General features: G+C 74.2%; 18 protein-coding genes and 1 pseudogene. 8 read left to right on the top strand and 11 right to left on the bottom strand.

The window, feature by feature from the left end; all coding sequences use genetic code 11:
- Positions 1 to 247 precede the first annotated feature (247 nt).
- From IEY99_RS35275 to IEY99_RS17685, 6 genes and pseudogenes are all read right to left on the bottom strand, one after another.
- Positions 248 to 523 (bottom strand): annotated as a pseudogene (locus tag IEY99_RS35275) (Hpt domain-containing protein); the annotation flags it as partial.
- Positions 520 to 1,986, bottom strand: a complete 1,467-nt coding sequence (locus IEY99_RS17705) for a methyl-accepting chemotaxis protein (RefSeq protein ID WP_189204497.1) — start codon at positions 1,984 to 1,986, stop codon at positions 520 to 522. The pseudogene IEY99_RS35275 and the gene IEY99_RS17705, both read right to left, overlap by 4 nt.
- Entirely contained in the window at positions 1,986 to 2,522 is a 537-nt protein-coding gene (locus tag IEY99_RS17700; RefSeq protein WP_189204495.1) for a chemotaxis protein CheW, read from the bottom strand. Before IEY99_RS17700 ends, IEY99_RS17705 begins: the two co-directional genes overlap by 1 nt.
- Positions 2,519 to 3,997 carry a CheR family methyltransferase gene (locus IEY99_RS17695; RefSeq protein ID WP_229798867.1) on the bottom strand — a complete coding sequence of 493 codons (1,479 nt, stop codon included), beginning with the start codon at positions 3,995 to 3,997 and terminating at the stop codon, positions 2,519 to 2,521. Before IEY99_RS17695 ends, IEY99_RS17700 begins: the two co-directional genes overlap by 4 nt.
- Positions 3,994 to 4,467 carry a chemotaxis protein CheW gene (locus IEY99_RS17690; RefSeq protein ID WP_189204493.1) on the bottom strand — a complete coding sequence of 158 codons (474 nt, stop codon included), beginning with the start codon at positions 4,465 to 4,467 and terminating at the stop codon, positions 3,994 to 3,996. Before IEY99_RS17690 ends, IEY99_RS17695 begins: the two co-directional genes overlap by 4 nt.
- A gap of 94 nt (positions 4,468 to 4,561) precedes the next feature.
- The gene (locus IEY99_RS17685; RefSeq protein ID WP_189204491.1) at positions 4,562 to 5,884 is read right to left on the bottom strand and encodes an acyltransferase family protein; all 1,323 of its coding nucleotides are present in this window, start codon (positions 5,882 to 5,884) and stop codon (positions 4,562 to 4,564) included.
- Positions 5,885 to 6,175: 291 nt separating this feature from the next.
- Between IEY99_RS17685 and IEY99_RS17680 the strand changes: the two genes are divergently transcribed.
- Positions 6,176 to 7,081 carry a CAP domain-containing protein gene (locus IEY99_RS17680; RefSeq protein WP_189204489.1) on the top strand — a complete coding sequence of 302 codons (906 nt, stop codon included), beginning with the start codon at positions 6,176 to 6,178 and terminating at the stop codon, positions 7,079 to 7,081.
- Positions 7,082 to 7,092: 11 nt separating this feature from the next.
- Here IEY99_RS17680 and IEY99_RS17675 read toward each other — a convergent pair whose 3' ends face one another.
- Positions 7,093 to 7,311, bottom strand: coding sequence for a hypothetical protein (locus IEY99_RS17675; RefSeq protein ID WP_229798865.1), 219 nt, complete (start codon positions 7,309 to 7,311; stop codon positions 7,093 to 7,095).
- A gap of 125 nt (positions 7,312 to 7,436) precedes the next feature.
- On the opposite strand from IEY99_RS17675, the gene IEY99_RS17670 reads away from it, so the two are divergent.
- Genes IEY99_RS17670 through IEY99_RS17655 form a run of 4 tightly spaced genes read left to right on the top strand, consistent with a single transcriptional unit; the run spans position 7,437 to position 11,936 of the window.
- A complete protein-coding gene (locus IEY99_RS17670) occupies positions 7,437 to 8,954 on the top strand; it encodes an efflux RND transporter periplasmic adaptor subunit (RefSeq protein WP_373293374.1) in 1,518 nt (505 codons plus the stop codon).
- Positions 8,951 to 9,634: an ABC transporter ATP-binding protein gene (locus tag IEY99_RS17665; protein WP_189204485.1), complete on the top strand. Its 684-nt coding sequence runs from the start codon at positions 8,951 to 8,953 to the stop codon at positions 9,632 to 9,634. Before IEY99_RS17670 ends, IEY99_RS17665 begins: the two co-directional genes overlap by 4 nt.
- The gene (locus tag IEY99_RS17660) at positions 9,631 to 10,815 is read left to right on the top strand and encodes an ABC transporter permease (RefSeq protein ID WP_189204483.1); all 1,185 of its coding nucleotides are present in this window, start codon (positions 9,631 to 9,633) and stop codon (positions 10,813 to 10,815) included. Before IEY99_RS17665 ends, IEY99_RS17660 begins: the two co-directional genes overlap by 4 nt.
- A gap of 41 nt (positions 10,816 to 10,856) precedes the next feature.
- Complete coding sequence (locus tag IEY99_RS17655) at positions 10,857 to 11,936, top strand: GGDEF domain-containing protein (RefSeq protein ID WP_229798863.1); 1,080 nt, start codon at positions 10,857 to 10,859, stop codon at positions 11,934 to 11,936.
- Here the strand turns inward: IEY99_RS17655 and IEY99_RS17650 are convergent.
- The 4 genes from IEY99_RS17650 to IEY99_RS17635 all read right to left on the bottom strand — a co-directional run bounded on the left by IEY99_RS17650 (position 11,908) and on the right by IEY99_RS17635 (position 20,284).
- On the bottom strand, positions 11,908 to 16,716 hold the full coding sequence (locus tag IEY99_RS17650; RefSeq protein WP_189204479.1) for a hypothetical protein: 4,809 nt from the start codon (positions 16,714 to 16,716) through the stop codon (positions 11,908 to 11,910). The two genes, IEY99_RS17655 and IEY99_RS17650, sit on opposite strands and share 29 nt — an antisense overlap.
- Positions 16,717 to 17,371: 655 nt before the next feature.
- Complete coding sequence (locus IEY99_RS17645; protein ID WP_229798862.1) at positions 17,372 to 18,334, bottom strand: pirin family protein; 963 nt, start codon at positions 18,332 to 18,334, stop codon at positions 17,372 to 17,374.
- Between the two features lie 115 nt (positions 18,335 to 18,449).
- Entirely contained in the window at positions 18,450 to 18,857 is a 408-nt protein-coding gene (locus IEY99_RS17640; protein WP_189204477.1) for a pyridoxamine 5'-phosphate oxidase family protein, read from the bottom strand.
- Positions 18,854 to 20,284, bottom strand: coding sequence for a DUF2252 domain-containing protein (locus tag IEY99_RS17635; protein WP_189204475.1), 1,431 nt, complete (start codon positions 20,282 to 20,284; stop codon positions 18,854 to 18,856). The genes IEY99_RS17640 and IEY99_RS17635 overlap by 4 nt, the downstream gene beginning before the upstream one ends.
- Positions 20,285 to 20,508: 224 nt before the next feature.
- Between IEY99_RS17635 and chvE the strand changes: the two genes are divergently transcribed.
- From chvE to mmsB, 3 genes are read left to right on the top strand one after another with little or no spacing between them, the layout of a single operon-like run.
- A complete protein-coding gene (chvE, locus tag IEY99_RS17630; protein WP_189204473.1) occupies positions 20,509 to 21,636 on the top strand; it encodes a multiple monosaccharide ABC transporter substrate-binding protein in 1,128 nt (375 codons plus the stop codon).
- 23 nt (positions 21,637 to 21,659) lie between these two features.
- Positions 21,660 to 23,180 carry a multiple monosaccharide ABC transporter ATP-binding protein gene (gene mmsA / locus IEY99_RS17625; RefSeq protein WP_189204471.1) on the top strand — a complete coding sequence of 507 codons (1,521 nt, stop codon included), beginning with the start codon at positions 21,660 to 21,662 and terminating at the stop codon, positions 23,178 to 23,180.
- Entirely contained in the window at positions 23,177 to 24,427 is a 1,251-nt protein-coding gene (gene mmsB / locus IEY99_RS17620) for a multiple monosaccharide ABC transporter permease (protein WP_189204469.1), read from the top strand. The genes mmsA and mmsB overlap by 4 nt, the downstream gene beginning before the upstream one ends.
- Position 24,428: the final 1 nt, after the last annotated feature.

Here is a 24,428-nt window from a genome sequence, read left to right as displayed (position 1 = left end):
GCACCGCCTCGGCCGGTGCGGCGGGCGGCGCCGGCCCGGCGGCACCGGCTCGCCCGGCGGCCCCCGCCTGCTCCGCGGTCCCGGCGTGCTCGGCAGCCCCGGCGTGCTCGGCGGCCCCGGCCTGCTCGGCGGTCCCGGCGGCCACGGCGCGGGCCCGCTCAGCCGCCGCCGGCTGGGGAGCATGGTCCGCGGGCGGGGCGGGAGCCTCGGCGCCGGGTTCCAGCGCGGCGACGTACGCCTCGATCTCGTCGTTGAGCCGGAGCAGCTCCCGCATCTCCGCGGCCGGTAGCGGCCCGTCGTCGGCGCGATGCGGGACGAGCACCTCCTCGAACGCGTGCGCCCGGTCCGCGATCTCCTGCTGGCGCACCACCCGGGCCGCGCCCTTGAGCGTGTGCGCGAAGCGCAGCAGCCGTGCCACCAGCTCGGTGCCGGGGCGCTGGTCCAGGTCGAGCACGCCCGCGCTGATCTGGTCCACCAGCTCGCGCGCCTCGACCCGGAAATAGCGCAGCGGGTCCTGGCTCATCGGCGGCCGGTGCCCACCAGGTCCAGCAGCTCGCCGGACAGGTTCGACAGGTGCGCGGCGGTCTGCCGGGTCTGTACCGCGCTCGCCTCGGTCTCCCGGGTGACCCGGGCGGTGTCCGACGCCGCGACGTTGACCTGCTCGACCGCCGTCGTCTGCTGCTTGGTGGAGAGCTCGATCTCCCGCGTCGCGTCGTTGGTCGTGGCGACGAGCTGGGCGATGCGCCGGAACGAATGGGTGGCGTCGTCGAACTGCCGCGCCCCGGCGTCCACCGACTTCGCCCCGATCTCGGTGGCCATCACGGTGGTGTTGACCGCGCCGCGGACGTCCTCGATGAGGGCCCGGATCTCCTTCGCCGACCCGGCGGTCCGGTCCGCGAGCTTGCGGATCTCCTCGGCGACCACCGCGAACCGGCGTCCCCATTCGCCCGCGCCGCTGGCCTCGATGGTCGCGTTGATCGCCAGGATGTTCGTCTGCTCGGCCAGCTCGGAGACGAGCTCGACCACGCCGCCGATCTGCTGCGACTTCTCGCCCAGCGCCAGCATGTGCTGCACGATCTGGTCCACCTGGGTGCGGATCGCCGAGATCGACGCCCGGGTCTGGTCGATGGTCGCGTCGCCGGACCGGGCCGCCTCCGCGGTCTCCTCCGCGATCTTGGAGACGCGTTGCGCGCTGTCGGCGATCTGCCGGGACGTGATGAGCAGCTCGCTGATCGTGGTGGTGATCTCGTTCATCGCGCTCGCCTGGTCCTGCCCGCCGCTGGCCTGCTGGGCGGCGGCCGCCTCCAGCTCCGCCGACGAGCTCTGGATGTGCCCGACCGCCGCGCCGACCTCGCGCCGCAGGTCGCGGCTCAGCTTGACGGCCACCAGCGCGCCGAAGCCCATCGCCAGCACGCCGAGGCCGATGATCACCACGATGGACCGGGTCGCCTTGGACGACGACGTGCTGCGGGTCGCCTCGACCTGGGCGCGTACGTGGACCGTCAGGTCGGCGATGGACTTGCGCAGCGCGTCGCGGGCCGGCCCGGTCGCGGTGGCGTTGAGCTCACTGACGGCCCGCAGGTCCGTCATGGTCCGGCGGCGCTCGATCACCGGTTGCAGCACCGTCGTGTAGTTGGCCTCCGCGGTGGAGACGGCGTCGAGAAGGTTCCGCGCCGTCGCGCCGGTCAGCGTCTCGCGCAGCTGTGTCACCAGGGCCAGGAACTGCTGCCGGTCGGTGTTGGTCGCGTCCAGGCTGGCCTGGTTGCCGTTGAGCAGGAAGGCGCGGTAGTCGGAGATCCGGATCTCCGCCCTGGTGGTCAGGCGCTCGGCGTCGACCAGGTCCTCCGCGGCCACCCGGATGGCGTCGTCCTTGGCGCCGACCACGACGGACAGCGCGGCGACCGCGGCGGCGCCCATGAGCAGGGTGAGCAGCACGGTGATGCCGACGCCGCCCGCCAGCTTGGTGCCGAAAGTGCGTCGGGCCATCATCGCTCCTTCTCCACGGGTTCGGTGTGGCCGGTGAGCCGGTGCACCACGGCACGGGCCGCCGGCAGGTCGACCATCGGGCGGGTCCCGCCGGCGAGGGGAACCATGCCGCGCAGGATGTCGCCGTCGTCGCCGGCGGCCTCCTCGAGGATCTCCGCCGCCGCCACCCGTACATGGCCGTCGAGCTGGTGGAAGGCGAGCGCCAGCGGGGGCGTCCCGGCGGCCAGGACCAGCCAGCGCGGCCGGTCCGGCACGGCGTGGCCGAGCAGGGCGGCGAGGTCGTAGACGGGCACGATCGCGCCGCCGAAGCCCGCCACGCCGAGCAGGGCCGGCTGGGGGCCGGGTAGCGGCGTCACCGGACGGTCCTGATGCAGGCCCGAGGCCTGGGACAGGCGCAGCGCGTACGGGCGCCCGCCGGCGTGCACGGCCAGCAGCTCGGCGTACTCCTCGTCATGGCGGCGCGCCGGCTCGGTGAACGAGCGGTCGAAGTCCTCGCGCAGGGCGGCCAGCCGCTCGGCCACGTCGGTCGGGCTCATCGGTTCACCCCGCTGGCCTCCAGCTCGGCCCGGCACAGGTTGGTCAGGGCGATCCGGCCGAAGCCGCCGCCGAACAGCGTCAGGCGGTCCTCACGCTCGCGGCGCAGCAGGCCCAGCGCCCGGTCCAGCTCGACGCCGGCCGTCCGGTTCTCGCCGCGGCGCCGCGCCAGCAGGCCGAGCCGCAGCCGGGGCATGGCGAACTCGGGATCGAGGTGGGCGGCCAGCCGGTAGTGGCCGATCGCCACGTCCACCGCCGCCCCGCCCTCCAGGCAGACCGCCAGCTGGTGGTGGGCGTCGGCGTTGAGCCCGTCGGCGTCGAGCAGCCGGCGGCACTCCATCTCGGCTTCGCCGAGCCGGCCGGCCTGCGCGAGCAGGACGGCGTGCAGCAGCATCTCGGCGGGCGCGGGATCCGCGGACCGGTCACCCTCCATCGCCGTGAGGGCCTCGGCGAAACGCTCGTCGCGCAGCAACCGCATGGCCCGGTCGAGGACGCTCGTGGCCCGCTCGCCGGGGTCCGGTGGCGCATCGCGCTCCGGTCGCAAGTCGGGCTCCGGCGGCCGCACCGCCGGGCGCACCGGCACGCCGGGGATTGGCGCCGTCGGCGCCGGCGGCCCGGGCCGTGGTGCGGGCGCGGTGTTCTCCCGTACCGACGAACGCCGGTAGTAGAACGTCTGGTGCGAGTGCCGCGGCTCGAGCCCCTCGGGCCGGGTGCCCAGCGAGTCGGTGTGGCCCAGGAAGAGGTAGCCGCCGCCGGCCAGGGACCGGGTCATCCGCCGGACCAGGCTCTCCTGCAACGCCGGGGTGAGGTACATGAGCAGGTTCCGGCAGAAGATCACGTCGTACTGGCCGGGGCGCCACAGGTCGGCGTCCTCGCCGGCCACGTTGTAGCGGCGGAAGTGCACGTCGGCGCGGATCCGGCCGTCGAGCTCGTACTCGCCGTCGCGCGGGTGGAACCAGCGCTCCCGGACGGCGTCCGGCGTCTCCCGCAGCGACCAGCCCGAATACCTCGCCTGCTCGGCCCGGCGCAGCACGGCGGCGCTGGCGTCCAGGCCCAGCACGGACACGATCCAGTCCGGGCCGGGCAGCGCCTCGCGGGCCACCACGGCCATCGTGTACGCCTCCTCGCCGGACGAGCAGCCGACCGACAGCATGCTCAGCACCCGCTGGGCGGCGCGGTCGCGGATCCGCTCGGGCAGGACCACCTCGGCGAGCGCCCGGAACTGCTCGGCGTGCCGGAAGAAGTAGGTCTCGTTGATGCTGAGTTCCTCGGCGAGCGCGGTCAGCTCCTCGTCCCAGGCGCCGGCCGCCAAGCGCCGCAGGTATGTGCCGCTGCGCAGGTCGGCGGCCTGCGCCCGGCGCCGCAGCACGTCGGCGAGCTGGGGCACGTCCTTGTCGTCGAAGGTCCACCCGAGCTGCTCGGCGAGCTGCACCCGGAAGCGCGTGACGTCACTCGCCTGCGTCAGGTCGGCCGTCACGCCGGCACCGCCAGGTCCGCGGCGGCCGCCCACACCTCGTCCGGCACCAGCTGCATGCCGCGCAGCACCAGGACGGGCTCGGCGTCCATCGTCCCGACGGCGGCCACCAGCCGCGCCGGCGCGTCCCCGACCAGCGCCTCGTGGCCGGGCGCGGCACCGGCGCCGACCGGGCGCACGCCGAGGATGCTGCTGATCGCGAACGCCACCGGCCCGCGCCCGGTACGTACGGCCACGAACCGGTCCACCGGCGCGGTGGCCCCGCCGAGCAGCCGGGCGACGTCGACCACCAGGGTCGGCGCGCCCCGCATGATGCAGATGCCGCTGACGAACGGGGGAGTCCCGGCCAGCGGATGGGTCGCCAGCGGGCGCATCGTCTCGATGACGTCCTCGATCCGCAGGGCGCACAGCAGCGGGCCGGCCCGGAAGACGAGGGACACCGCACCGGCGGACGCCTCCGCCGGTGTAGGCATTTGTCCGGGCTGCCCCATTCGCTCAGGCTAGCGGGCATCCCGCCCGCATCGGCGAGAATGTTTCAGTTCATCCCGTCCCCGCCGCGCGGGTCCGCTACCCGCGCTCCGGGCCACCGAACCACGAGACCGCGGGCTCCTCGGGCGCCGCGACCCGTGGCCCCTCCCCGGGCGGCCCGGCATGCTGCGGCCCGGCATGCCCCGGCCCGGCGTGCCGCGGCCCGGCGTGCGGGGAGGGGGCCGGGACCGGCGCCGTGCCCACGCCTGCGGTTTGCGGAGCCCCGCCTTCGCCATGGCCGGCCGGGCGCTGGCCGGGCGCGGCGGCTGGGCGCTCGCCGGACGCGGTGGGCGGGCGCTCGCCGGATGCGGTGGGCGGGGGCGCGGCGGTGGCGGGCCAGAGCCGCGGCCGGCGCCGCGCCGCGAGGTCCTCGGCCCAGCCGAACGCCAGGATCGCCACGGCCGTGAGCGCCATCGTGGCGCCGAGCGACACCGGTCCCTCGAGCGAGGGGTCGAGGTCGTCGAGGGCCGCGACCGTCAGCACCGGCCAGATCGCCGCGATGGCGATGTTGTGCCACAGATAGATGGTGACGGCCCGGGCGTTGAGCAGGTTGACCGCGCGGTCCAGCGGGCGCGCGTAGGACAGCCAGGTCATGTCCGGGCGCCACCGCAGCGCCAGCAGGACGAACGCCAGCGACCACAGGGCCTGGGCCTCCGGCACGTCGTTGACGTCGTAGCCGCCCTCGCCCGGGTGCTCGTGCAGCCAGTAGAGCGCCGCGGCGCCGAGGACGCCGGCCGCCGCCGCGACCAGCGCCGGGCGGACCCGGTGCAGCCGGCCGTCGTGGTGCGCGAAGCCGGCGATCCAGCACGCGCCGTACGTGGCGAAGTCCCACATCGCGGCGTCCGCGCGACCGAACGGCAGCGCGAACCCGGTCTTGTCCAGCACCGCGATCAGCACGATCGGCGCGGCCACCGCCGCCCAGGCGATCTTCTTGTACGCCAGGTACAGCGCCGGCGAGAGCAGCACGAACCACAGGTACGCCCGGACGTACCACAGTGGTTCCCACGCGTCGGTGCCCGCGATGCTGCCCGGCGGGTCGCCCAGCGGCAGGATCCACAGGAGCAGCTTCCAGCTCGTCGGCCGGACCCCGCCCTCCTGGCCGGCCCAGCCCGCATAGATCATCGCCGGGACGGCGATCAGGCCCAACAGCCACAGAGGAGGCAGGAGCCGGCGCATGCGCGAGGCGACGACCCGGCCCGCGCCCCGCCGGTCCAGCGATGCGGCGGTCAGCGATCCGGCCAGGGCGAACATGATGCCCATCGCGGGCAACAGGATCGACAACCACGGCCAGCCGAACAGGTGGTAGAGGACGATGCGGGCGATGGCGGCGGCCCGGAGAAGATCCAGGTAGCGGTTGCGCACCGCGAAACGGTAGCCAGGCCCGCCGGTGCGGGGGACCGTCCGCGCGGGCGGCAAGTACGCCCGGCTGGATTACCCCGAAGGGGTGAAGTGTCGCATTTGCCCGTGCGACTGTGCGATCCCCCGGTCCGCTGCGGAAGGCCGAAATCCCAGGTCAGAGCGGTTCTTACGGGGGATCGGCGGGAACGTCGCGGATGCGGTCGCGAGTCACCGGGCCGCTCGCCGCCGCGTTGGTCCCCCTCGAGGGCGGCGTGCACGGGGCGCGGCGCCACGAGTACCGAAAAGGGGACACCAGTGCGCAAGCCTGCTGTCGTGGTGGCCGTCGCGGTGTCGGCGGTCCTGGTGGGTGGGGTCATGGTGGCGACCACCGCGGGCGCGGAGACCACACCGGACACACCGGCGCTGCCGTCGGCGGTGATCCCCGACGTGCCGGCCGTTCCGCAGCTGCCCGCCGACGCCGGACTGCCCTCCGATGTGGCCTTGCCCTCCGGCGCCACCGTGCCCGCAGGGCCCGGGGTGCCCGCCGCTCCCGGGGTGCCCGCCGCTCCCGGCGTACCCGATGCTCCGGCCGGGTCCGCGGCGGCGTCCGCTCCCGGCGTACCGGATGCGCCGGCCGCGCCCACCGGCGAGCCGGCGCCGGCGCGCCCGGGCACCTCGTCCGGGGACAAGCCGGCCCGGCCCGGGGGCGACCCGGCGCCCGGCGCGGCACCCACCGCCGGCGGGGACCCGGACCGCGACACCAAGCCGCAGCGGACGCCCGGGTCCGCCCACCGCGACGTCACCTCGAGCCAGGCGCTCTCCGCCGACCCGGGCGCCGACGTCCAGCAGCAGGCGCTCCGGCTGGTCAACGAGCACCGGCGGCGGGCCGGCTGCGACGGTGTCGACGTCGACCGGCGCCTGATCCTGGCCGCCAACCGGCACGCGGCCGACATGGCGCGGCGCGGCTACTTCGCCCACGAGGCCCCGAACGGCGAGCGGGCCGGGGAGCGGGTGCGCGACGCGGGCTACGAGTGGTCGCGCTACGGCGAGAACATCGCCCGCGGTCAGGACAGCGTCTTCGAGGTCGTGGACGGCTGGATGCACAGCCCCGAACACCGCGAGAACATTCTGGACTGCCGGCTGCACGAGGTCGGCCTGGGCCTCGCCTTCTCCGCGGACCGCACGCCGTACTGGGTGCAGAACTTCGCCACGCCCCAGTAGGGGATCGCCGCTCAGGCCGCCAGCGGCGGGTGGGCGAAGCGGGCGTGCGTGGTGAGGATGTCGAAGCTCGGCAGTGCCTTCTCGTCCCCGTTCGCGGTCAGCACCCGCAGGCCGTCCCGGCTGAGCATGTAGGTGACGTCGGTGAACGTGCTCACCGTGTCGTCGTGGTGCACGACGGTCAGTTCGTCGGCGCGCATCATCGCGGTAGTGGGAAGTCCGTGGAGCGACATGTCACGTTCCTTCGCGTACGCAGTGGGCACCGTGCTGGGGATTACGGACGCGGAGGGGCGCGCAGTTCACGACGACGGCCGATTGTCATCGGCGCGGGGCCCGTTCGGCAGGACCACATCCCACGGTGGCACGCCGTGCTCGGGAGTGCTGTCGGCCTCCCGCCAGCCGCCGTGCCGATAGTCGACACCGGCCCGGTATCCACGGTCGCGTCCGATATCGGTCAGTCGCGCCGGACCGTGCGCCCGCCGGCCGGCCCCGCGGCGCCCTGGCCGGTGCCGCGCCGCGGCATAGAGTGGCGTGCGTGTCCCGATCCCCCCGTCGCGCCACCGTGCTGCTGCTCGCCTGCGTCCTGCTGCCGCCGCTGACCGCTGCCTCCTGCGGCGAGGAGCCGTCCGGCGTCACCGTCGGCACGGCCGGCCGCGGCACCGTCGACGAGATCGTCGAGGCGTCCGGCGCGGTGACCGTGCGCTCGGCCGGCACGGTCACCTCGCCCGCCGACGGCACGCTCGAGGAGCTGCGGGTCGACGCCGGCGACCGGGTGCGCAAGGGCCAGGTCGTCGCGGTCGTCGACTCGCCCGCCGCGGAGCAGCGCCTCGACGACGCCACCGAGGCCCTGGACGCCGCCTCCCGCGGCGGCATCCCCACCGGTGGCGGCGCGGCCGGCTTCGCGTCGGCCCGCCGCCGGATCGACGCGAAGGCGGACGAGGCGCTCGCCGCCGCCCGCGAGGCCGCCGCGGAGGTCACCGATCCGGCGCTGCGCAAGGCCCTGCTGGCCCAGATCACCGCGGCCGAGGAACGCTACGCGGCCGTCTCCGCGACGGCCGGCGCCGCCGTACGGTCGCTGGAGAGCGGCGTCGCGAGCCTGGCCGCCGCCGTCGACGCCCTCACCGCGGCCCAGCGCGTGCAGGCCCGGCAGGCGTACGAGCTGGCCGAGGCGGCGGTCGACGCGCTGACCCTGCGCGCGCCCGTCTCCGGCGTGGTCCAGCTCGGCGGCACCGCCGCCGCGGCCGCGCCCTCGCTGAGCGACCTGATCTCCCGCGCCGACCCGGCCGCCGGGCGAGCCTCCGCCCCGGCGGCCGTGCCCGGCGTGGACGTGGCCGTGCCGCAGGGAGCGGCCGTCGGCGTCGGCACCCCCGTCCTCACCGTCGTCGACACCTCCGGCCTCGGCGTCGCCGCCGAGGTCGACGAGACCGACGTGCTGCTGGTCAAGGCCGGAGGGTCCGGCACGGTCGAGCTCGACGCGGCCGCCGGCGCCACGTACGAGACCCGGGTCCGCGCCGTCGACCTGCTGCCCACCACCTCCGCCCGCGGCGGCGTCTCCTACCGGGTACGGCTGACGCTGGGCCGGGGCACCTACCCCAACGGCAGCGCCGCGCCGGTGCCCCGGCCCGGCATGAGTGCCATCGTGCGGCTGCGGGTACGCCAGGCCACCGACGCCGTCACCGTGCCCGCGGGCGCGGTGGTGTCCCGTGACGGCCGCGACGGCGTGTGGGCCGTGCGCGGCGGCAAGGCCGAACGCGTGCCGGTGACGCTCGGCGTGCAGGGCGAGGACCTGGTGCAGGTGGTGTCCGGCCTCGACGCCGGCCAGCGCATCGTGGTCGCCGGCGCCGACCAGGTCAGCCCGGGTCAGGACCTGCCGTGAGCCCGCCGGCAGTGGTCGCCACCGGCGTGACCCGCACGTACGAGCTGGACGGCGTCTCCGTGCCGGCGCTGCGCGGCGTCTCGCTGACCGTGCAGGAGGGCGACTACCTGGCGATCGTCGGCGCCTCCGGCTCGGGCAAGTCGACCCTCATGCACCTGCTCGGCGGCCTGGACCGGCCGACCGCGGGCAGCCTGGTGATCGGCGGCCGGGACGTCGCCGCGCTGTCGCCGCCCGAGATGGCCCGGCTGCGTAACGAGGTCATCGGTTTCGTGTTCCAGTCGTTCCACCTGCTGCCGCGCACGACCGCCCGGGACAACGTCGCGCTGCCCCTGGTCTACCGCGGCGTGGGCCGCCGGGAACGCCGCGCCCGCGCCGCCGAGCTGCTCGCGCGCGTCGGCCTGGCGCACCGCGTCGACCACCGGCCCAACCAGATGTCCGGCGGCGAGCAGCAGCGCGTGGCGATCGCCCGCGCGCTGGTCACCGGCCCCTCGGTGCTGCTCGCCGACGAGCCCACCGGCAACCTCGACTCGGCCACCGGGGCGTCGGTGCTCGCCCTGCTGGAGTCGCTGAACGCCGACGGCGTCGCGGTCGTCCTGGTCACCCACGATCACGAGGTCGCCGCCCGGGCCCGCCGGCGGATCGTCATGCGCGACGGCCTCGTCGTAAACGGGCCCGCATGAGGCTCGCGGAGGCCTGGCGGGTCGCCCTCGACGCGCTGCGCGCCAACCGGCTGCGCAGCGTGCTCACCATGCTCGGCATCGTCATCGGCGTCGCCGCCGTCGTCGCCCTCGTCGCGATCGGCACCGGCACCAAGGAGCAGATCGAGCGGCAGGTCGAGGGCCTCGGCTCCAACCTGCTCATCGTCGTGCCGGGCCGGCTCGAGGCCGGCGCCGCGCCCTCGGTCTCGACCATGTCCCTCGACGACGCCGACGCGGTCGGCCGGATCGTCGGCGACCGGTCCCGGGTGGCGGTCACGGTCGCCTCGGGCGAGACCGTCCGGGCGGGCAGCCGCACGATCTTCTCCAGCATGCAGGGCGTCCTGGAGACGACCCCGGCCGTGTTCGTCCGCCGGCTGGACCGCGGCAGCTACCTGACCCGCTCCGACGTCAACACCGCCCGGCGGGTCGCCGTGCTCGGCGCGCGGGTCGCCACCGTGCTGTTCGGCGACCGCGACCCGGTCGGGCGGCAGATCACCGTCGGGGGCGTCCGGTTCCGGGTCGTCGGGACCTTCGAACCGCTCGGGCAGAGCCTCGGCGTGGACCGCGACAACGAGGTGCACGTCCCGGTCACCGCGGCCCAGCGGCTGCTCGGCACGGAGCGCATCGACGGCCTGGCCATCCGCGCCCCGGACCGCGACCGGATCGACGCGCTCGGCGCCGACATCGTCGCCACGCTCGGCGAACGCCACCCCGGCACCGACTTCAGCGCGGTCACCCAGGAACAGATCCTCGGCGTGCTCGGCGACATCCTCGGCGTGCTCACCGGCGTCCTGGCCGCCATCGCCGGCATCAGCCTGCTCGTCGGCGGCGTCGGCGTCTCCAACATCATGCTGGTCTCGGTGCGCGAGCGGACCCGCGAGATCGGCCTGCGCAAGGCGGTCGGCGCCCGGCCCCGCGACATCGGCCTGCAGTTCCTGCTGGAAGCCGTCCTGCTCACCACGCTCGGCGGGATCGTCGGCATGGCGCTCGGCGTCTCCGCCGCCGTGGGCGTCGACCGGCTGTCACCGGTGCCCGCCGCGATCACCTGGTGGTCGCTCACCCTGGCGTTCGGCGTCTCCGCCGTCGTCGGCATCGTGTTCGGCGTCGTGCCCGCGCAGCGCGCCGGGCGGCTCGACCCGGTGGTCGCCCTGCGGACGGAATGAGCAAACGCTCAACCCCGGCCGCGCCCGGCCGAACTGGGGACGTGCTGTTCAGGACGGAACGCTCCGGATTCGAGCTCCGCGACCTGCACGGGGCCTCCCGTGCCGTCGCGTACCTCGTCCTGGCCGCCGGGCCGTACGTGCTGTTCACCGGCGTCCTGGCGCCCGGCATGGCACCCTCGGGCCGGGTGGCCGTGGTCGCGGTCGTGCTGTTCATGGCGGGTCTCGGCATCGCCTCGTGGTTCCGGCCCGCCCAGCTGCCGCGCGCCTTCTGGCTCGTCGTGCCGACGCTGTCCACGGTCCTGATCACCGGACTGAACATCATCACGCACGACGCCAGCACCGGCGCGCAGTTCTTCTACCTCTGGCCCGTCCTGTACGTGGCCAACTTCCTCGGTCGCAGGGCCATCTACGTCAACCTGCTGATCGTCTTCGCCGGCGACGCCGCCACCGTCTTCACCGTCCTCGGTCCCGCCCAGGGCGTGATGGACTGGGTGGCGACGATGCTGACCATGACCATGGCCATGATCGTGGTGGCCAGCCTGCGCAAGCGCAACGACCAGCTCCGGGCCGTGCTCCAGCAGCAGGCCAACGCCGACGCCCTCACCGGCCTCGCGAACCGGCGCTGGTTCACCGAGTCGCTCGCCCGCGAGACCGCCGAGGCCGCGAGCGAGGGCCGCAGCGTCGCGCTGATCACGGTCGACCTCGACTACTTCAAGACCATCAACGACACGTACGGCCACACCGAGGGCGACCGCGTGCTGCAAGCGGTGGCGGCCTCCATGCGTACGGTGACAGGCGGGCGGGGAACGGCGGCCCGGCTCGGCGGCGACGAGTTCGTGATGCTGCTGCGCCTCGACCGGCCGGCCGCGGTCGCCGCGGCGCAGGAGCTGCGCGCCGCGGCCGCCGCGGTGACCGGCCTGCCGGGCGGCCCGCCCAGCCTGAGCATCGGCGTCGCCGTGTTCCCCGAGGACGCCGCCACGGCGGACGAGCTCGTCGCCGCCTCGGACTCGGCCCTCTACGACGCCAAGGCCTCCGGGCGCGGCCGGGTCTCGGTGGCGGGCCGCAGGCAGAACGTGGACCGCGTACCCGACCTCACTCTGCTGGCGCAGCCGCGGCCTTGACCATCCCGAGAATCTCGCGGCGCAGCCGCGGATAGGGACCCCACCCGTCGCGCAGCACGTGGATGTAGACGGCCTCCAGCGCGACGTCGATCCGCTGCGCCAGCTCCTCGTCGTCGGGCGCACCCAGCCGCACCGCCCGCGCGAAATGATCGAGCGCCTCCATGTACCGCCCCTGGTCGAAGGCGCAGCGCCCGGCGTTCTCGTGCACGACGCTGCGCACCACCTCCGGCGCGTCGGAGCTGGCGGCCTGCTCGAACAGCCGGTCCGCCTCCTGGTAGTCACCCCGCAGCCGCAGCACATGGGCCAGCTCGGCCTGAGCGATCACGATCGCCTGCACGTCCCCGGCGGACTCGGCATGCGCCAGCGCGAGCCGGCTCGCGGCCGCGGCGAGCCCGAGCTCGTCGAGCAGCCGGTACACCTCGGCCCGCACACTGAGCAGCCCGGCCTTCGCGACGTTGTCGTCCTCCTCGGCGAGCGGACCGTCCAGCCGCTCCCCGAGCTCCCGCAACGCATCCCGATCGTCGACGACCTCCTTGAGAGTCCCGCCGTCGAGCCGCCACCGGATCGCGGCGAGATCCTCCGGCCGTACGGGCCTGCGCCGGTTGTCCGGTTCCTCCGGCCGGCGGTTCTCTCTCGGCCGGCGCTGGGCGGCCGCACGCTGGTCCGTCTCGTCGCGCTGCTCGCCGCCCGTGTGGTCGCCGAGCTCCGCTGCGGCGCTCGCCGCGGACGGCGCGCCCGCGGCGGGAGCTGCCGGCGCCTCGGCGGAAGGGCCTGCCGGTGCTCCGGCTGCCGGTGCCCCGGCGAGAGGGCCTGCCGGTGCCTCGCCGGTGAGGGCTGTGGGTGCCTCGGCGGCGGGCGGGGGGTCGTCCGCGGACCGGGCCGGGGTGCCGGCGGCCGGAACCACCCCGCCCATCAGGTCGGTGAGGTCGAGGTCTATGGAGACACCGTTCCGGTCCGGGGTCTCACCCCCGGTCGGGGCGCCGGACACCGAGGCCTCGTGCCCGGTCGTTCCGCCCGACACCGGGGCAATCTGCGCCGCGGATGCGGGTGCCGTGGGCGTCTGCGTCGCGGAGGTCTGCGCGAAGCCGCCGTCGGTGGCGTCGGACGCCTGGGGATCGTGCTTCGGTGCCGCTTCGGGCTCGGCCTTGGGGGTGGCCTTCGGGCTGAACCAGGTGGGACCGAGGTCCGCATCGGCATACTTGCGCGGCCCGTCCGGACCGGAGGTCAGCAACCGCCCGATCGGCGCCGCGTTCGCGGCCGGATTCGGGCCGGGGCGCGACGCGGGCGGAGCGACGGAGACGGGCTGCGCGGGAACATCCTTCTGCAGCCCTCGTGTGGCCTCCACCTGCCGGGCGGCCTCCACCTGCCGGGCGGCCTCCACCTGCCGGGCCGCCTCCGCCTTCCTGGCATCGTCCTGACGAGCTTGTTGGGCCTCGGTTGCCGCCTCCGCCTGGCCGGCTGCGCCTGCCGCGCGTGCTTGCTCGGTCTGGCGCTGTTGCTCGGCCAGACGTGCCGCATCTGCCTGCCGGGCTGCTTCCGCTTGGCGGGCTGCTTCTGCCTGGCGGGCTGCTTCTGCCTGGCGGGCTGCTTCTGCCTGGCGGGCTGCTTCTGCCTGGCGGGCCTGCTCGGCCAGGCGGGCTGCTTCTGCTTGGCGGGCTGCTTCCGCCTGGCGTGCCTCCTCCGCCGCGCGGGCGGAATCGGCGTGGCGGTCAGGTGCCGGGGACTGCGGGTGGCGTGGCGCGGGCACGCGGGCCGTGCCCGGGCGCGGAACACCGGTGTCCGCCGACCCGTCGACGAGGGCACCCGTCGAACTGGCCGTGACCTTCGGCAGCTCGCTGGTGGGTCGTTCCTGTCCGGGCGCGCCGCTGGTGGGTCGCTCGTGGCCGGGCGCGCCGCTGGTGGGTCGCTCGTGGCCGGGCACGGCGCTGACCGGAGCGATCCGGGACGGCGGACGCTGTGAGGGAGGGACCGGGGTGGGCACGCCGGTGCCCAGGATCATGGCGGTGCGCGGCCCGCCCACGATCGGTCGCTCCGCCGTCACGACGTCGTCGATCGATTGCGCGGCCGGCGCCACGGGCTGCGGCGGCTGGCCGGAGGGGGTGGCCGGCGCGCTGACGGGCGCGTCCGGGTGCTGCCGGTGAGTGGCCGGGCCGATGACCGGCTGGCTCTGCTGGGGCGCGTAAGCAGGCGGACTGATCGGTGCGTCCGGGCGTCCGTGGGACGGGGCCGGGCTGACCGGTCCCTCCTGACGAGGCGCATAAGCGGCCGGGCTGACCGGTCCCTCCTGACGAGGCGCATAAGCGGCCGGGCTGACCGGTGCGTCCGGGCGAGGCGGGTATGCGGCCGGGCTGACCGGTGCGTCGTGGCGGGGCGGGTAGGCCGCGGGGCTGACCGGTGCGTCGTGGCGGGGCGGGTAGGCCGCGGCGGGGCTGACCGGCGTGTCTTGGCGAGCCGGGTAGATGGCGGCGGGGCTGATCGGCGCGTCTACCCGCTGTGGTCCGGGTACGTAGGCCGCCGGGCTGACCGGACTCTGTGCCTCCGGGGAGGGTTGCGCGACGTAGCCGGGTACGACCGGCGGCACGGCGGCCTGCCCGGGGCGGTCTGCACCGTGCCCGGGGCGGTCTGCACCGTGGTCCGGTGTCGCCGGATACCTCGGCTCGGCGGACCCCGGGTGTCCGCCCTGGTGCGGCGCGGGCGGCGGAGTACCCCTGTCCGGGGTGGGTGGCGGAGCTGCCGGCGTACCCGTCGGGCGAACGCCGGCCGGGTGCTGCGCCGCGGGTGTCCTCGGCAGCGTCGGCGGCGCCGGGCTGACCACCCGGGGCGGTGCCGTCTGCGGTGGCGCGGCGATCACGCGGGGCTGGACCGGAGGGTCGGCCTTCTTGATGACCCGGGGGGCCGGCGGCGGGGTCGCCTTGCTGAGGATCCTCGGTGCGGCCGGGGGAGTCGCACGGCTGATGACCCGCGGCCCGTCGCCCTCCGGCTCCCGCGCGGGGGCGCCGGCCGGCCCGGCGGCCGCATCGCCCTCCGGCCGGTACGGCGCATGCTCGGCGGCCGGATCCCTCTCGCTCTCCGGCCGCGCCTGCCGTTCGAAGGAGTCCCCCTGCTCCGCCCATCGCCCGGCAGCCTCGCCCGCACCGCCCCCGAAAGCGGCCGGCTCCTGCCCGAAGGCGGCCGGGTCGCGCTCGAAGGCGCCCGGGTCCTGCCCGAAGGCGGCCGGGTCGCGCTCGAAGGCGCCCGGGTCCTGCCCGAAGGCGGCCGGGTCCTGCCCGAAGGCGGCCGGGTCACGGTTGAAGGCGCCCGGGTCCTGCCGGAAAGCGGCCGGGTCGCGGTCGAAGGCAGCGGGGTCGCGCTCGAGGGCGGCAGCGTCGTGCCGGAAGGCGGCCGGATCTTCTCCGGCGGGGCGCACCTTGGCGCGTCCCGCCGCGGGCGGGGAGTCGACGGCCGGGCCGAAGGGCGTCGGCTGGGGATCCTGGCGGAAGGCTGCGGGCTGCTCCACCTCGCGCCGGTGGTCCCCGGGACGGCCATCGCGGGGGAACGGTTGCGCCACGCCGGGCCGGAAGTCTCCGCCCGGAACGTCCCGCCGGAAGGCGGCCGGGTCGGCATCGCGGCGGAAGGCCGCAGGTTCTTCGGCGCGTGGGCGACCATGCCGCCGGCGATCGTCCCGCTGCGGAGCAAAGTCGCCGCGCTGCGGACCAAAGTCGTCGTGCGGCGCAGCAAAGTCGCCGCGCTGCGGGTCGAAGTCGCCGCGCTGCGGGTCGAAGTCGCCGCGCTGGCGATCGAGGTCGTTGCGCTGGCGGCTTCCGTCGCGTTGCCCCGCATCCCATCGGTCGTCGCCGCGGCGGGCCCGGTCTCCCTGGAGGTCGCGCCGGCCGCGCGACGGGCCGGAACCGGCCTCGTCCCACTCGGCGGCGAAGCGCCGATCCGAGACGCGCGGATCCAACGACCGCCCGTCCGAGGAGCGCCGGTCGGGGAAAAGACGGTCCGGGGGAAGACGGTCGGGCGAAGGACGGTCGGAGGAGGAGCGGTCCGGGAAGCGCCGGTTCGGCAGCGGAGCGTCCGCGGCACGCCGGTCCTGGGCGAGGCGGTCGTCCGGCGACGGCTGGCCCGGCTCGCCGGCCGGTGGGGTGACCCGGGCGCGGCCGCTGGCCGGGGCCTCGCGCTCCTTGCGGCGGCCTCGGCGGGGGCGGGGCTCCTCCTCGGCCTCGTCGCCGTCCCAGAACGAGGACGTCTCGATGCGGCGGGCGCGCTGCGCCGACACGTACCGGCGCTGGGCCTCCCAGTCGGACGCGTCGAAGTCGCGGTCGTCGTACTCGAGCTCGTCGAAGTCGAGGCTGCGTACCGCCCAGCCGTCCATGCCCGGCGAGACCGGCGCCGCGTCGAGGTCGGCCGCCTCGAAGTCCGGGTCGTCCAGCCAGCTCGGGCGCTCGCCGTCGAAGGCGGAGCTGATCTGGTTCTCGCGCTCCGGTGAGCGCTGGTGGCCGGCCTGTCGTCGCTGTCTGCGCTCGGCGAGCTCGTCGACGGGCGGTTCCTGGGGGCGCACGGCGGCCATTTCCGGCGTACGGGAAATGCGCGGCGCCGCGCCGAAGTCATCGCCTTCGATGTATTGCGCGCGGGCCACGGGTCGCTGCGGTTCCGGCTTGCGGCGATTGTCCGGACCCCACCGGGAAAGCACGGCCGCGTCGGCGTACGGATCACGCGCCGTGACCGTCGTGTCGGCATACGGTGCGGGACGATCGTCGTCGTACTCGGCTTCCCAGTACTCGTCGTCCTCGTAGCTCATCGGGCCCCCCAGGCCCCGAGCCGCGGTCGGGGATGCGCCGAGCCGGCCCGTCGCCGCATTCGTCCCCCTCCGCCGCCAGGTATGCCGCCCGCGCGCCCGTTACCAGCTTCCACGCGGTCGAGTTGGAAGGTTAACCACGGTTTTGCCCGCGGCGCTACCGTCCGCAGAGGTGCGTCACCCGACCCACGGACGCCCCTGACATCCGCCGGCCGTCCGGCGCCGCGGCCCGCCGGACAAAGCCCTCGACGGATAGTACGCATCCGAGTGCCGAGCGGTTCATTTGCTTGACCAGGCCGCACGGTTGGTCGGTCGGACAATACGCAGAGTAATGGTTGCCGCCCGGCAGCATATGCTTTCCCGCGGTCGGCCCATCATATCGATCGCCGAAATCAGGCGGTAATTTAAGCCAATCTTGAGGAATCGCACGACCGGCCGAAAGATGAGCGCCGGCGGTTGCCTCCGCCGCTTCGACAAGTACGGCTACGGAAAGTGAACGTGTCGACGGTCACGTTCGGAGCGCCCGCATCACGGCACGCAGAGGACGCCGGGGCGGCCCACGGCGGCGCCGTCTGCGAGGCCGGGGCACGGAGCCTCGCCGGCCACCGGGACAACCCGGCACGAAGACGGATACCCGACACGATCGCCGGGAGTGCGGTCAGCGCACCCGGCCGCGGGGCACCAGCCGGGTGATCGGCATGGGCGGCGCCGGGATGGGTGGCCCGGGATAGCCCTGGACGGTGCCGAACCGCCCGTCTGCGTCCGATTCCCACGCGTGCCGCGCGTCGACGATGTCGTCGTGGTCGCGGCCGACGAAGTTCCACCACATCACGAGCTTCTCCGCGAACGGCTCGCCACCCAGCAGCATGAGGCGGGTCGGTGGCCCGGCCGAGAGCGACAGCTCCGCCCGCCCGGAACCCAGGTAGAGCAGCGGCCCCGGCTCCAGCGTGGCGCCCGCCGCTTTCACCGCGCCGTCGAGGGCCAGGATCGCGTACTCGAAGCCGGGCCTCAGCGGCAGCCTCGCGCCGGCGCCGGCCGCGAGGGTGATCTCGGCGCCGACCAGCGGGGAGTGGCAGCGGGCCGGCGACGCCGCGCCGGCCAGGTCGCCCATCAGCACCGTCGCCGTCAGGCCGCCGTCGGTCAGGACCGGCAGGTCGGCGTGGTGGGCGAAGGAGGGCGCCACGTCGCGGTCGCTGCCGGGCAGCGCCACCCACAGCTGTACGCCGTGCAGCACCGCGCTGTGCTGCGCCGGCGTCTCCTCCGAGTGGGAGATGCCCCGCCCGGCCGTCATGAGGTTGAGCTGGCCGGGCCGGATCTCCTGCCGGTGGCCGAGGCTGTCGCGGTGCAGGATCTCGCCGCTGACCAGCCAGCTCACCGTCTGCAGCCCGATGTGCGGATGGGGACCCACCCGCATCCCGGCGGACCCGCTCAGGTCGTGCGGCCCGTACGCGTCCAGGAAGCACCAGGCGCCGACCATGCGCCGGTGCCTGCTGGGCAGGGTCCGCACCACGCCCATGCCCCGCGGGCCTCCCAGGGCGACCGGCGCGCCCTCCAGGAGCTCCACCTCGGCGGCGGACGGCGCCGGCCCGGGAACCTCGGGGTCCGCTTCCAGACTGCTCACCCGAGCGACGCTACTCCCTGCGGCGGTGACGACCGCGGCGTCGGGCGAGCGGCGCGCGAGGGGCGCGACGGGCGCGCGACGGGCGCCGCCCTACCGGCGTTCGGGGTCCGGTTGCTCAGTCTTGCGTGAGCCGGGCCGAGCCGAGCACCTTGGTGATCGCCACCTCGAGCACGACCCGTTCGGGGTTGGGCCGGGGCGCGCGGTACCGCTCGGCGTAGCGCCGCACGGCCTCGGCGACCGACTCCGGGTCGTCGCGGACGGTGGCGACGCCTTCGACCGTGCACCAGCGCGCGCCGTCGACCTGGCAGACCGCGACGCGCCGCGCCCCGGCGGCGACGTGCCGCACCTTGGCCGAGGTCCGCGACGCGGTGACCCGCAGCAGCCCGGCCTCGGCGTCGAGGGTCGCGCCGACCGGCACGACGTGCGGCGTGCCGTCCGCGCGCAGCGTGGTCAGCGTGCACAGATGCCGCTCCCGCCAGAACTCGCGCAGGCCGGGGGAGTCGAGGCGTACCTGCCCGCTCATGCCTGCTCCGCCGGCAGCACTCCGGCGCGGACCGCGTCCACCAGCCGGGCGTGGTCGCTCTCCACCTGGTCCGCGTACGCCCGGGCGAACCGGCACAGCATCTCGTCGAGCTTGTCGCTGCTGCCGATGTAGCCGGCGATCATCGACGCGCCGCTGGTGCGGGCGTGGCTCTTGGCGAGCAGGTAGCCGCAGATCCCGGCGTAGTCCTTCAGCGCGGAGGCGTCGATGTCCTCGACGACGACCGCTCCCTTCATGTCGCGGAACTGGCGCACGTAGTACTGCACCCGGCCGACGGTGGTCCAGCCGAGCAGCGGATCGCTGACCGTCTGCAGTGCCTGCTGGTACTCCACGACCCGCTGCCCCTGGTGCCGGTGCCAGGCCGCCGCGCCGTGCTGGTGGCGCGCCACCACGGACCGCCTCGCCTGCTTGAGCTGCAGGAAGACCACGTCGTCGGGACTGCTTCCCTCGCACAGCGCCACGTACGCCCGCAGCCCGACCGAGCCGACCCCGACGACCTTGTGCGCGATGTCGACGATCCGGTAGCCGGCCAGGATCCGGGCCCAGTGCGGCGGCAGCGTGAGCAGGTAGCCGTCCAGGGCCGCGGCCAGGTGCTCCAGGTCGGTGTCGCTGGGCCGGGTGATCAGCGGCGGCTCCTGGACGAGCCGGACGGTGCCGTCGCGCTGCTCGGTGAACCGGGGCAGCGCCCGGTCGCTGGTGCGCCGCCGGGCCCGGCGGGCGGCCCGGTCGATCTCCTCCCGGAAGCTCGCCCGGCTGGCGGCCTTGCGCAGGTCGTCGACGTCGACGGTGGCGAACGAGCGGGCCAGCAGCGGCTGGGCGGCGAGGTGGGCGATCTGCTCGCGGTATTCCTGGACGCAGTGGCGTACCGCCTCGGCGCAGGCGCCCTCGCGGAAGCCGTTCTGCCGGCCGGCGACCCACGCGCTGGTCACGAGCCGCCGCAGGTCCCACTCCCAGGCGCCCGGGTGCGCCTCGTCGAAGTCGTTGAGGTCGAAGACCAGGGCCCGCTCCGGGGAGGCGTAGAAGCCGAAGTTGCCCAGGTGGGCGTCGCCGCAGATGACCGGCGTGATGCCGGTGGACGGCAGGGTGGCGAAGTCGTCGGCCATGATGTTCGCCGAGCCGCGCAGGAACGCGTACGGCGAGGCCATCATCCGGCCGATCCGCACGGGGATCAGCCAGTCGAGCCGCCCCCGGTGCGCCGCGGTGAGCTGGGCGACCGGGTCGGCCCGGTCCGGCGGGGGCGTCCAGTGGGCGAGGTCGGAGCGGGGCGAGCGCTCGCGCAGGGAGCGGCCGAGCTCGTAGCGCTCGGCGCGGGGGCGGCCGGGCCGGCGCAGCGAGGTGAAGCCGTCGTCCTGGCCGGAGTCGAACACGACGTGGCCGTTCGGCGGCGGGGAGATCGGGCTTGCTTCCATCACCGCCGAGCGTACGCACCGTGCGCGGACCGGACGCGCGGTGTCGGCCACGCGGGGTCGGCCACGCGGGGCGACGGTCGACGACCAGCGGTTCGTACGGGCGGGCGCCTAGGTAACGCCCCGGTAACGAACGTGTCCGGACCTGTTCACTTCTGATCGGACGTGCGGGAAAGTCGTCCCACTGCGCGTCCGCCACCGCCATGACCCCCCAAGGAGAAACAACGATGAACCTCATCCGGCTCGCGTCGGTGGCCACGGCCCTGACGCTCGCGGCGGCGTCGGCCGCCTGCGGTTCCAGCGAGAAGACGATCGACCGCCAGGGCGCGGGCGCCGGCGCCGAGGGCGCGCTCATCGGCGTGACCATGCCGACGCGATCCTCCGAGCGGTGGATCAGCGACGGCGACAACGTCAAGAAGCAGCTCGAGGCGCTGGGCTACCGGGTCGACCTGCAGTATGCCGAGGACAACATCCCGACCCAGACCCAGCAGCTCGACAACCAGATCACCAAGGGCGCCAAGCTGCTGATCATCGCCTCCATCGACGGCACCGCGATCACCACGCAGCTCGAGAACGCCAAGGCCGCCAAGATCCCGGTCATCGCGTACGACCGGCTGATCCGCAACAGCCCCGATGTGGACTACTACGCCACCTTCGACAACTTCAAGGTCGGCGTGCAGCAGGCGACGTCGCTGCTGACCGGGCTCGAGGTGCGCAACGCCGACGGCTCGAAGGGCCCCGCGAAGGGCCCGCTCAACGTCGAGCTGTTCGCCGGCTCGCCGGACGACAACAACGCCACCTTCTTCTTCAACGGCGCGATGAGCGTGCTCAAGCCGTACCTGGACGACGGCACCCTGGTGGTGCGGAGCAGGCAGACCGGCTTCACCCAGGTGGCGACGCTGCGCTGGCAGGCCAAGGTCGCCCAGGACCGGATGGAGAACCTGCTGACCTCGACGTACCGCGGCGGCGCGAAGGTCGACGGAGTGCTCTCGCCGTACGACGGGCTGTCGATCGGCATCCTCTCGGCGCTCAAGAGCAACGGCTACGGCACCGCGGGCCAGCCGTACCCGATCGTCACGGGCCAGGACGCCGAGCAGGCGTCGGTGAAGTCCATCATCGCGGGCGAGCAGTACAGCACGATCTACAAGGACACCCGGGCGCTGGCCAAGACCACCGTCGAGATGGCGGACGCGGTCCTCGAGGGGCGGACGCCGGCGACCAACAACACCAAGGACTACGACAACGGCAAGAAGATCGTGCCGGCGATGCTGCTCGACTCCGTCGTCGTCGACCGGACGAACTACCGGAAAGAGCTCGTCGACACCGGCTACTACACCGAGGCCGACCTGAAGTGAGCGCCGCCGGCACCATCCTCCGGATGCACGGCATCACCAAGACGTTTCCGGGCGTCACGGCCGTGCAGGACGTCGACCTGGACGTGCGGCACGGGGAGATCCACGCGATCTGCGGTGAGAACGGCGCCGGCAAGTCCACGCTGATGAAGGTGCTGTCGGGCGTGTACCCGCACGGCTCGTACGACGGGGAGATCTTTTTCGACGGCGAGCCGTGCCGGTTCTCCGGCATCCGCGACAGCGAGAGCCGCGGCATCGTCGTCATCCACCAGGAGCTGGCGCTCGCGCCCAACCTGTCCATCGCGGAGAACATCTTCCTGGGCAACGAGCGGGCGAGCCGCGGCTTCATCGACTGGAACCGGACCAACGCCGCGGCGGCGGACCTGCTGCGCCGCATCGGCCTGCGGGAGAACCCGACGACCCAGGTGCTGGACCTGGGGGTCGGCAAGCAGCAGCTCGTGGAGATCGCCAAGGCCGTCGCCAAGCGGGTACGCCTGCTCATCCTCGACGAGCCCACGGCGGCGCTCAACGACGAGGACTCCCGGCACCTGCTGGACCTGCTGCGCGGCTTCCGCGACCAGGGCATCACCTGCGTGATCATCTCGCACAAGCTCAACGAGGTGATGGCCGTCGCCGACCGGGTCACCATCCTGCGCGACGGGCGCACCATCACCACCTGGAGCGTCGCGGACGACGAGGTCACCGAGGACCGGATCATCGCCGGGATGGTGGGCCGCGACCTGGACCACCGCTTCCCGCCGCGCGAGCCCCGGATCGGCGAGGAGGTGCTGCGCATCGAGGACTGGACGGTGCACAGCCCCACCCAGCACGGCCGGGTGATCGTGCGGGGGGCGAACCTCTCGGTGCGCCGCGGCGAGATCGTCGGCCTGGCCGGGCTGATCGGCGCCGGGCGCACCGAGCTGGCGATGAGCGTCTTCGGCCGCTCGTACGGCACCGGCATCACCGGCCGGCTCTACAAGGACGGCCGGCCGGTCCACCTGCGCTCGGTGCGCGAGGCGATCGACCACGGCATCGCGTACGCCACGGAGGACCGCAAGCGGTACGGGCTCAACCTGATCGAGGACATCAAGCGCAACGTGTCCGCGTCCGCCCTGCGCAAGCTCGCCCGCCGCGGCTGGGTCGACGACAACGAGGAGTTCAGGGTCGCCGACGGATACCGCCGGTCGATGAACATCAAGGCGCCGAGCGTCGCGAGCCTCACCGGCAAGCTGTCCGGGGGCAACCAGCAGAAGGTCGTGCTGTCGAAATGGATCTTCACGGATCCGGACGTGCTGATCCTCGACGAGCCGACCCGCGGCATCGACGTCGGCGCCAAGTACGAGATCTACACGATCGTCAACCGCCTCGCCGACGAGGGCAAGGGCGTGCTGGTGATCTCGAGCGAGCTGCCCGAGCTGCTCGGCCTCTGCGACCGCATCTACACCCTGGCCGAGGGGCGGATCACCGGCGAGGTGCCCCGCGCCGAGGCCACCCAGGAGGGCCTGATGACCCTGATGACCGTTCATGGACCGGAGGTCGCGCCGTGACCAGCGTGGCACCCACCGATGCCGGCCTCGCGCCCGGCCTGCCCGCGGAGCCGGCGCGGGGACGCTCGCCGCGGCGGTTCTCCCTCAACCTGCGCCAGAGCGGCATCTACCTCGCGTTCGCGCTGATCGTGCTGCTCTTCACCGCGCTGACCGGCGGCGACATGCTCGCACCGCAGAACATCAGCAACATCGTGGTGCAGAACTCCTACATCCTCATCCTGGCGATCGGCATGATCCTGGTGATCATCGCGGGACACATCGACCTGTCGGTCGGCTCGCTGGTGGCCGCCAGCGGCGCCGTCGCGGCGGTGATGATGGTCGACTGGGACGTGCCCTGGCCGCTCGCGCTGCTGGTGACGCTCGCGTTCGGCGGCCTGATCGGCGCGTGGCAGGGCTACTGGGTCGCGTACTTCGGCATCCCCGCGTTCATCGTCACGCTCGCCGGCATGCTGCTGTTCCGGGCCGTCACGCTGATGATCCTCGGCAACCGGGGCATCGGCCCGTTCCCCGACGAGGTGCGCACCCTGGCGAACGGCTTCACCGACGGCTACCTCGGCAACGTGGGCCTCGGCGTGCTCGGCGGCGCCGACCTCTTCAGCCTGCTGGTGGGGGTGGTGGCGGTCGCCGGGGTCGTGGCCGTCCAGTGGCGCGCCCGGACCGGCCGGCAGCGCTACCGGCAGGCGGTCGAGCCGCTGTCGCTGTTCGTCGCCAAGCTCGCGCTGGCCGCGGTGGTCCTCATGTTCGTCGTGGTGCAGCTGGCCCGGTTCCGCAACCTGCCGTGGGTGCTGGTGCTGCTGGCGGCGCTGGTCATCGGGTACTCGGTGATGGCCAACCGGGCGGTCTTCGGCCGCCAGATCTACGCCGTCGGCGGCAACCTGCAGGCCGCCACGCTGTCCGGCGTCAAGGTCAAGAGCGTGGTCTTCTGGCTCTTCGTCCACATGGGAGTGCTGTCGGCGCTGGCCGGGATCATCTTCGCCGGACGGCTCAACCAGGCCAACCCGACCGCGGGCAACGCCTTCGAGCTGGACGCCATCGCGGCGGCCTTCATCGGCGGCGCCGCGGTCCAGGGCGGCGTCGGCAAGGTGGTCGGCGCGATCACCGGCGGCCTGATCATGGGGGTGATCAACAACGGCATGAGCCTGATCGGCGCGCCGAGCGAGCAGGTCATGCTGGTCAAGGGCGCGGTACTGCTGGCCGCGGTGGCCTTCGACGTCTGGACCAAGCGCCGCTCCGGCGCCACCCGGTGAG

Source organism: Couchioplanes azureus (assembly GCF_014648355.1).
Classification (GTDB): domain Bacteria; phylum Actinomycetota; class Actinomycetes; order Mycobacteriales; family Micromonosporaceae; genus Actinoplanes; species Actinoplanes azureus.
The sequence above is the reverse complement of the archived record's forward strand: the minus strand, read 5'-3'. Positions and strand labels throughout refer to the sequence as shown.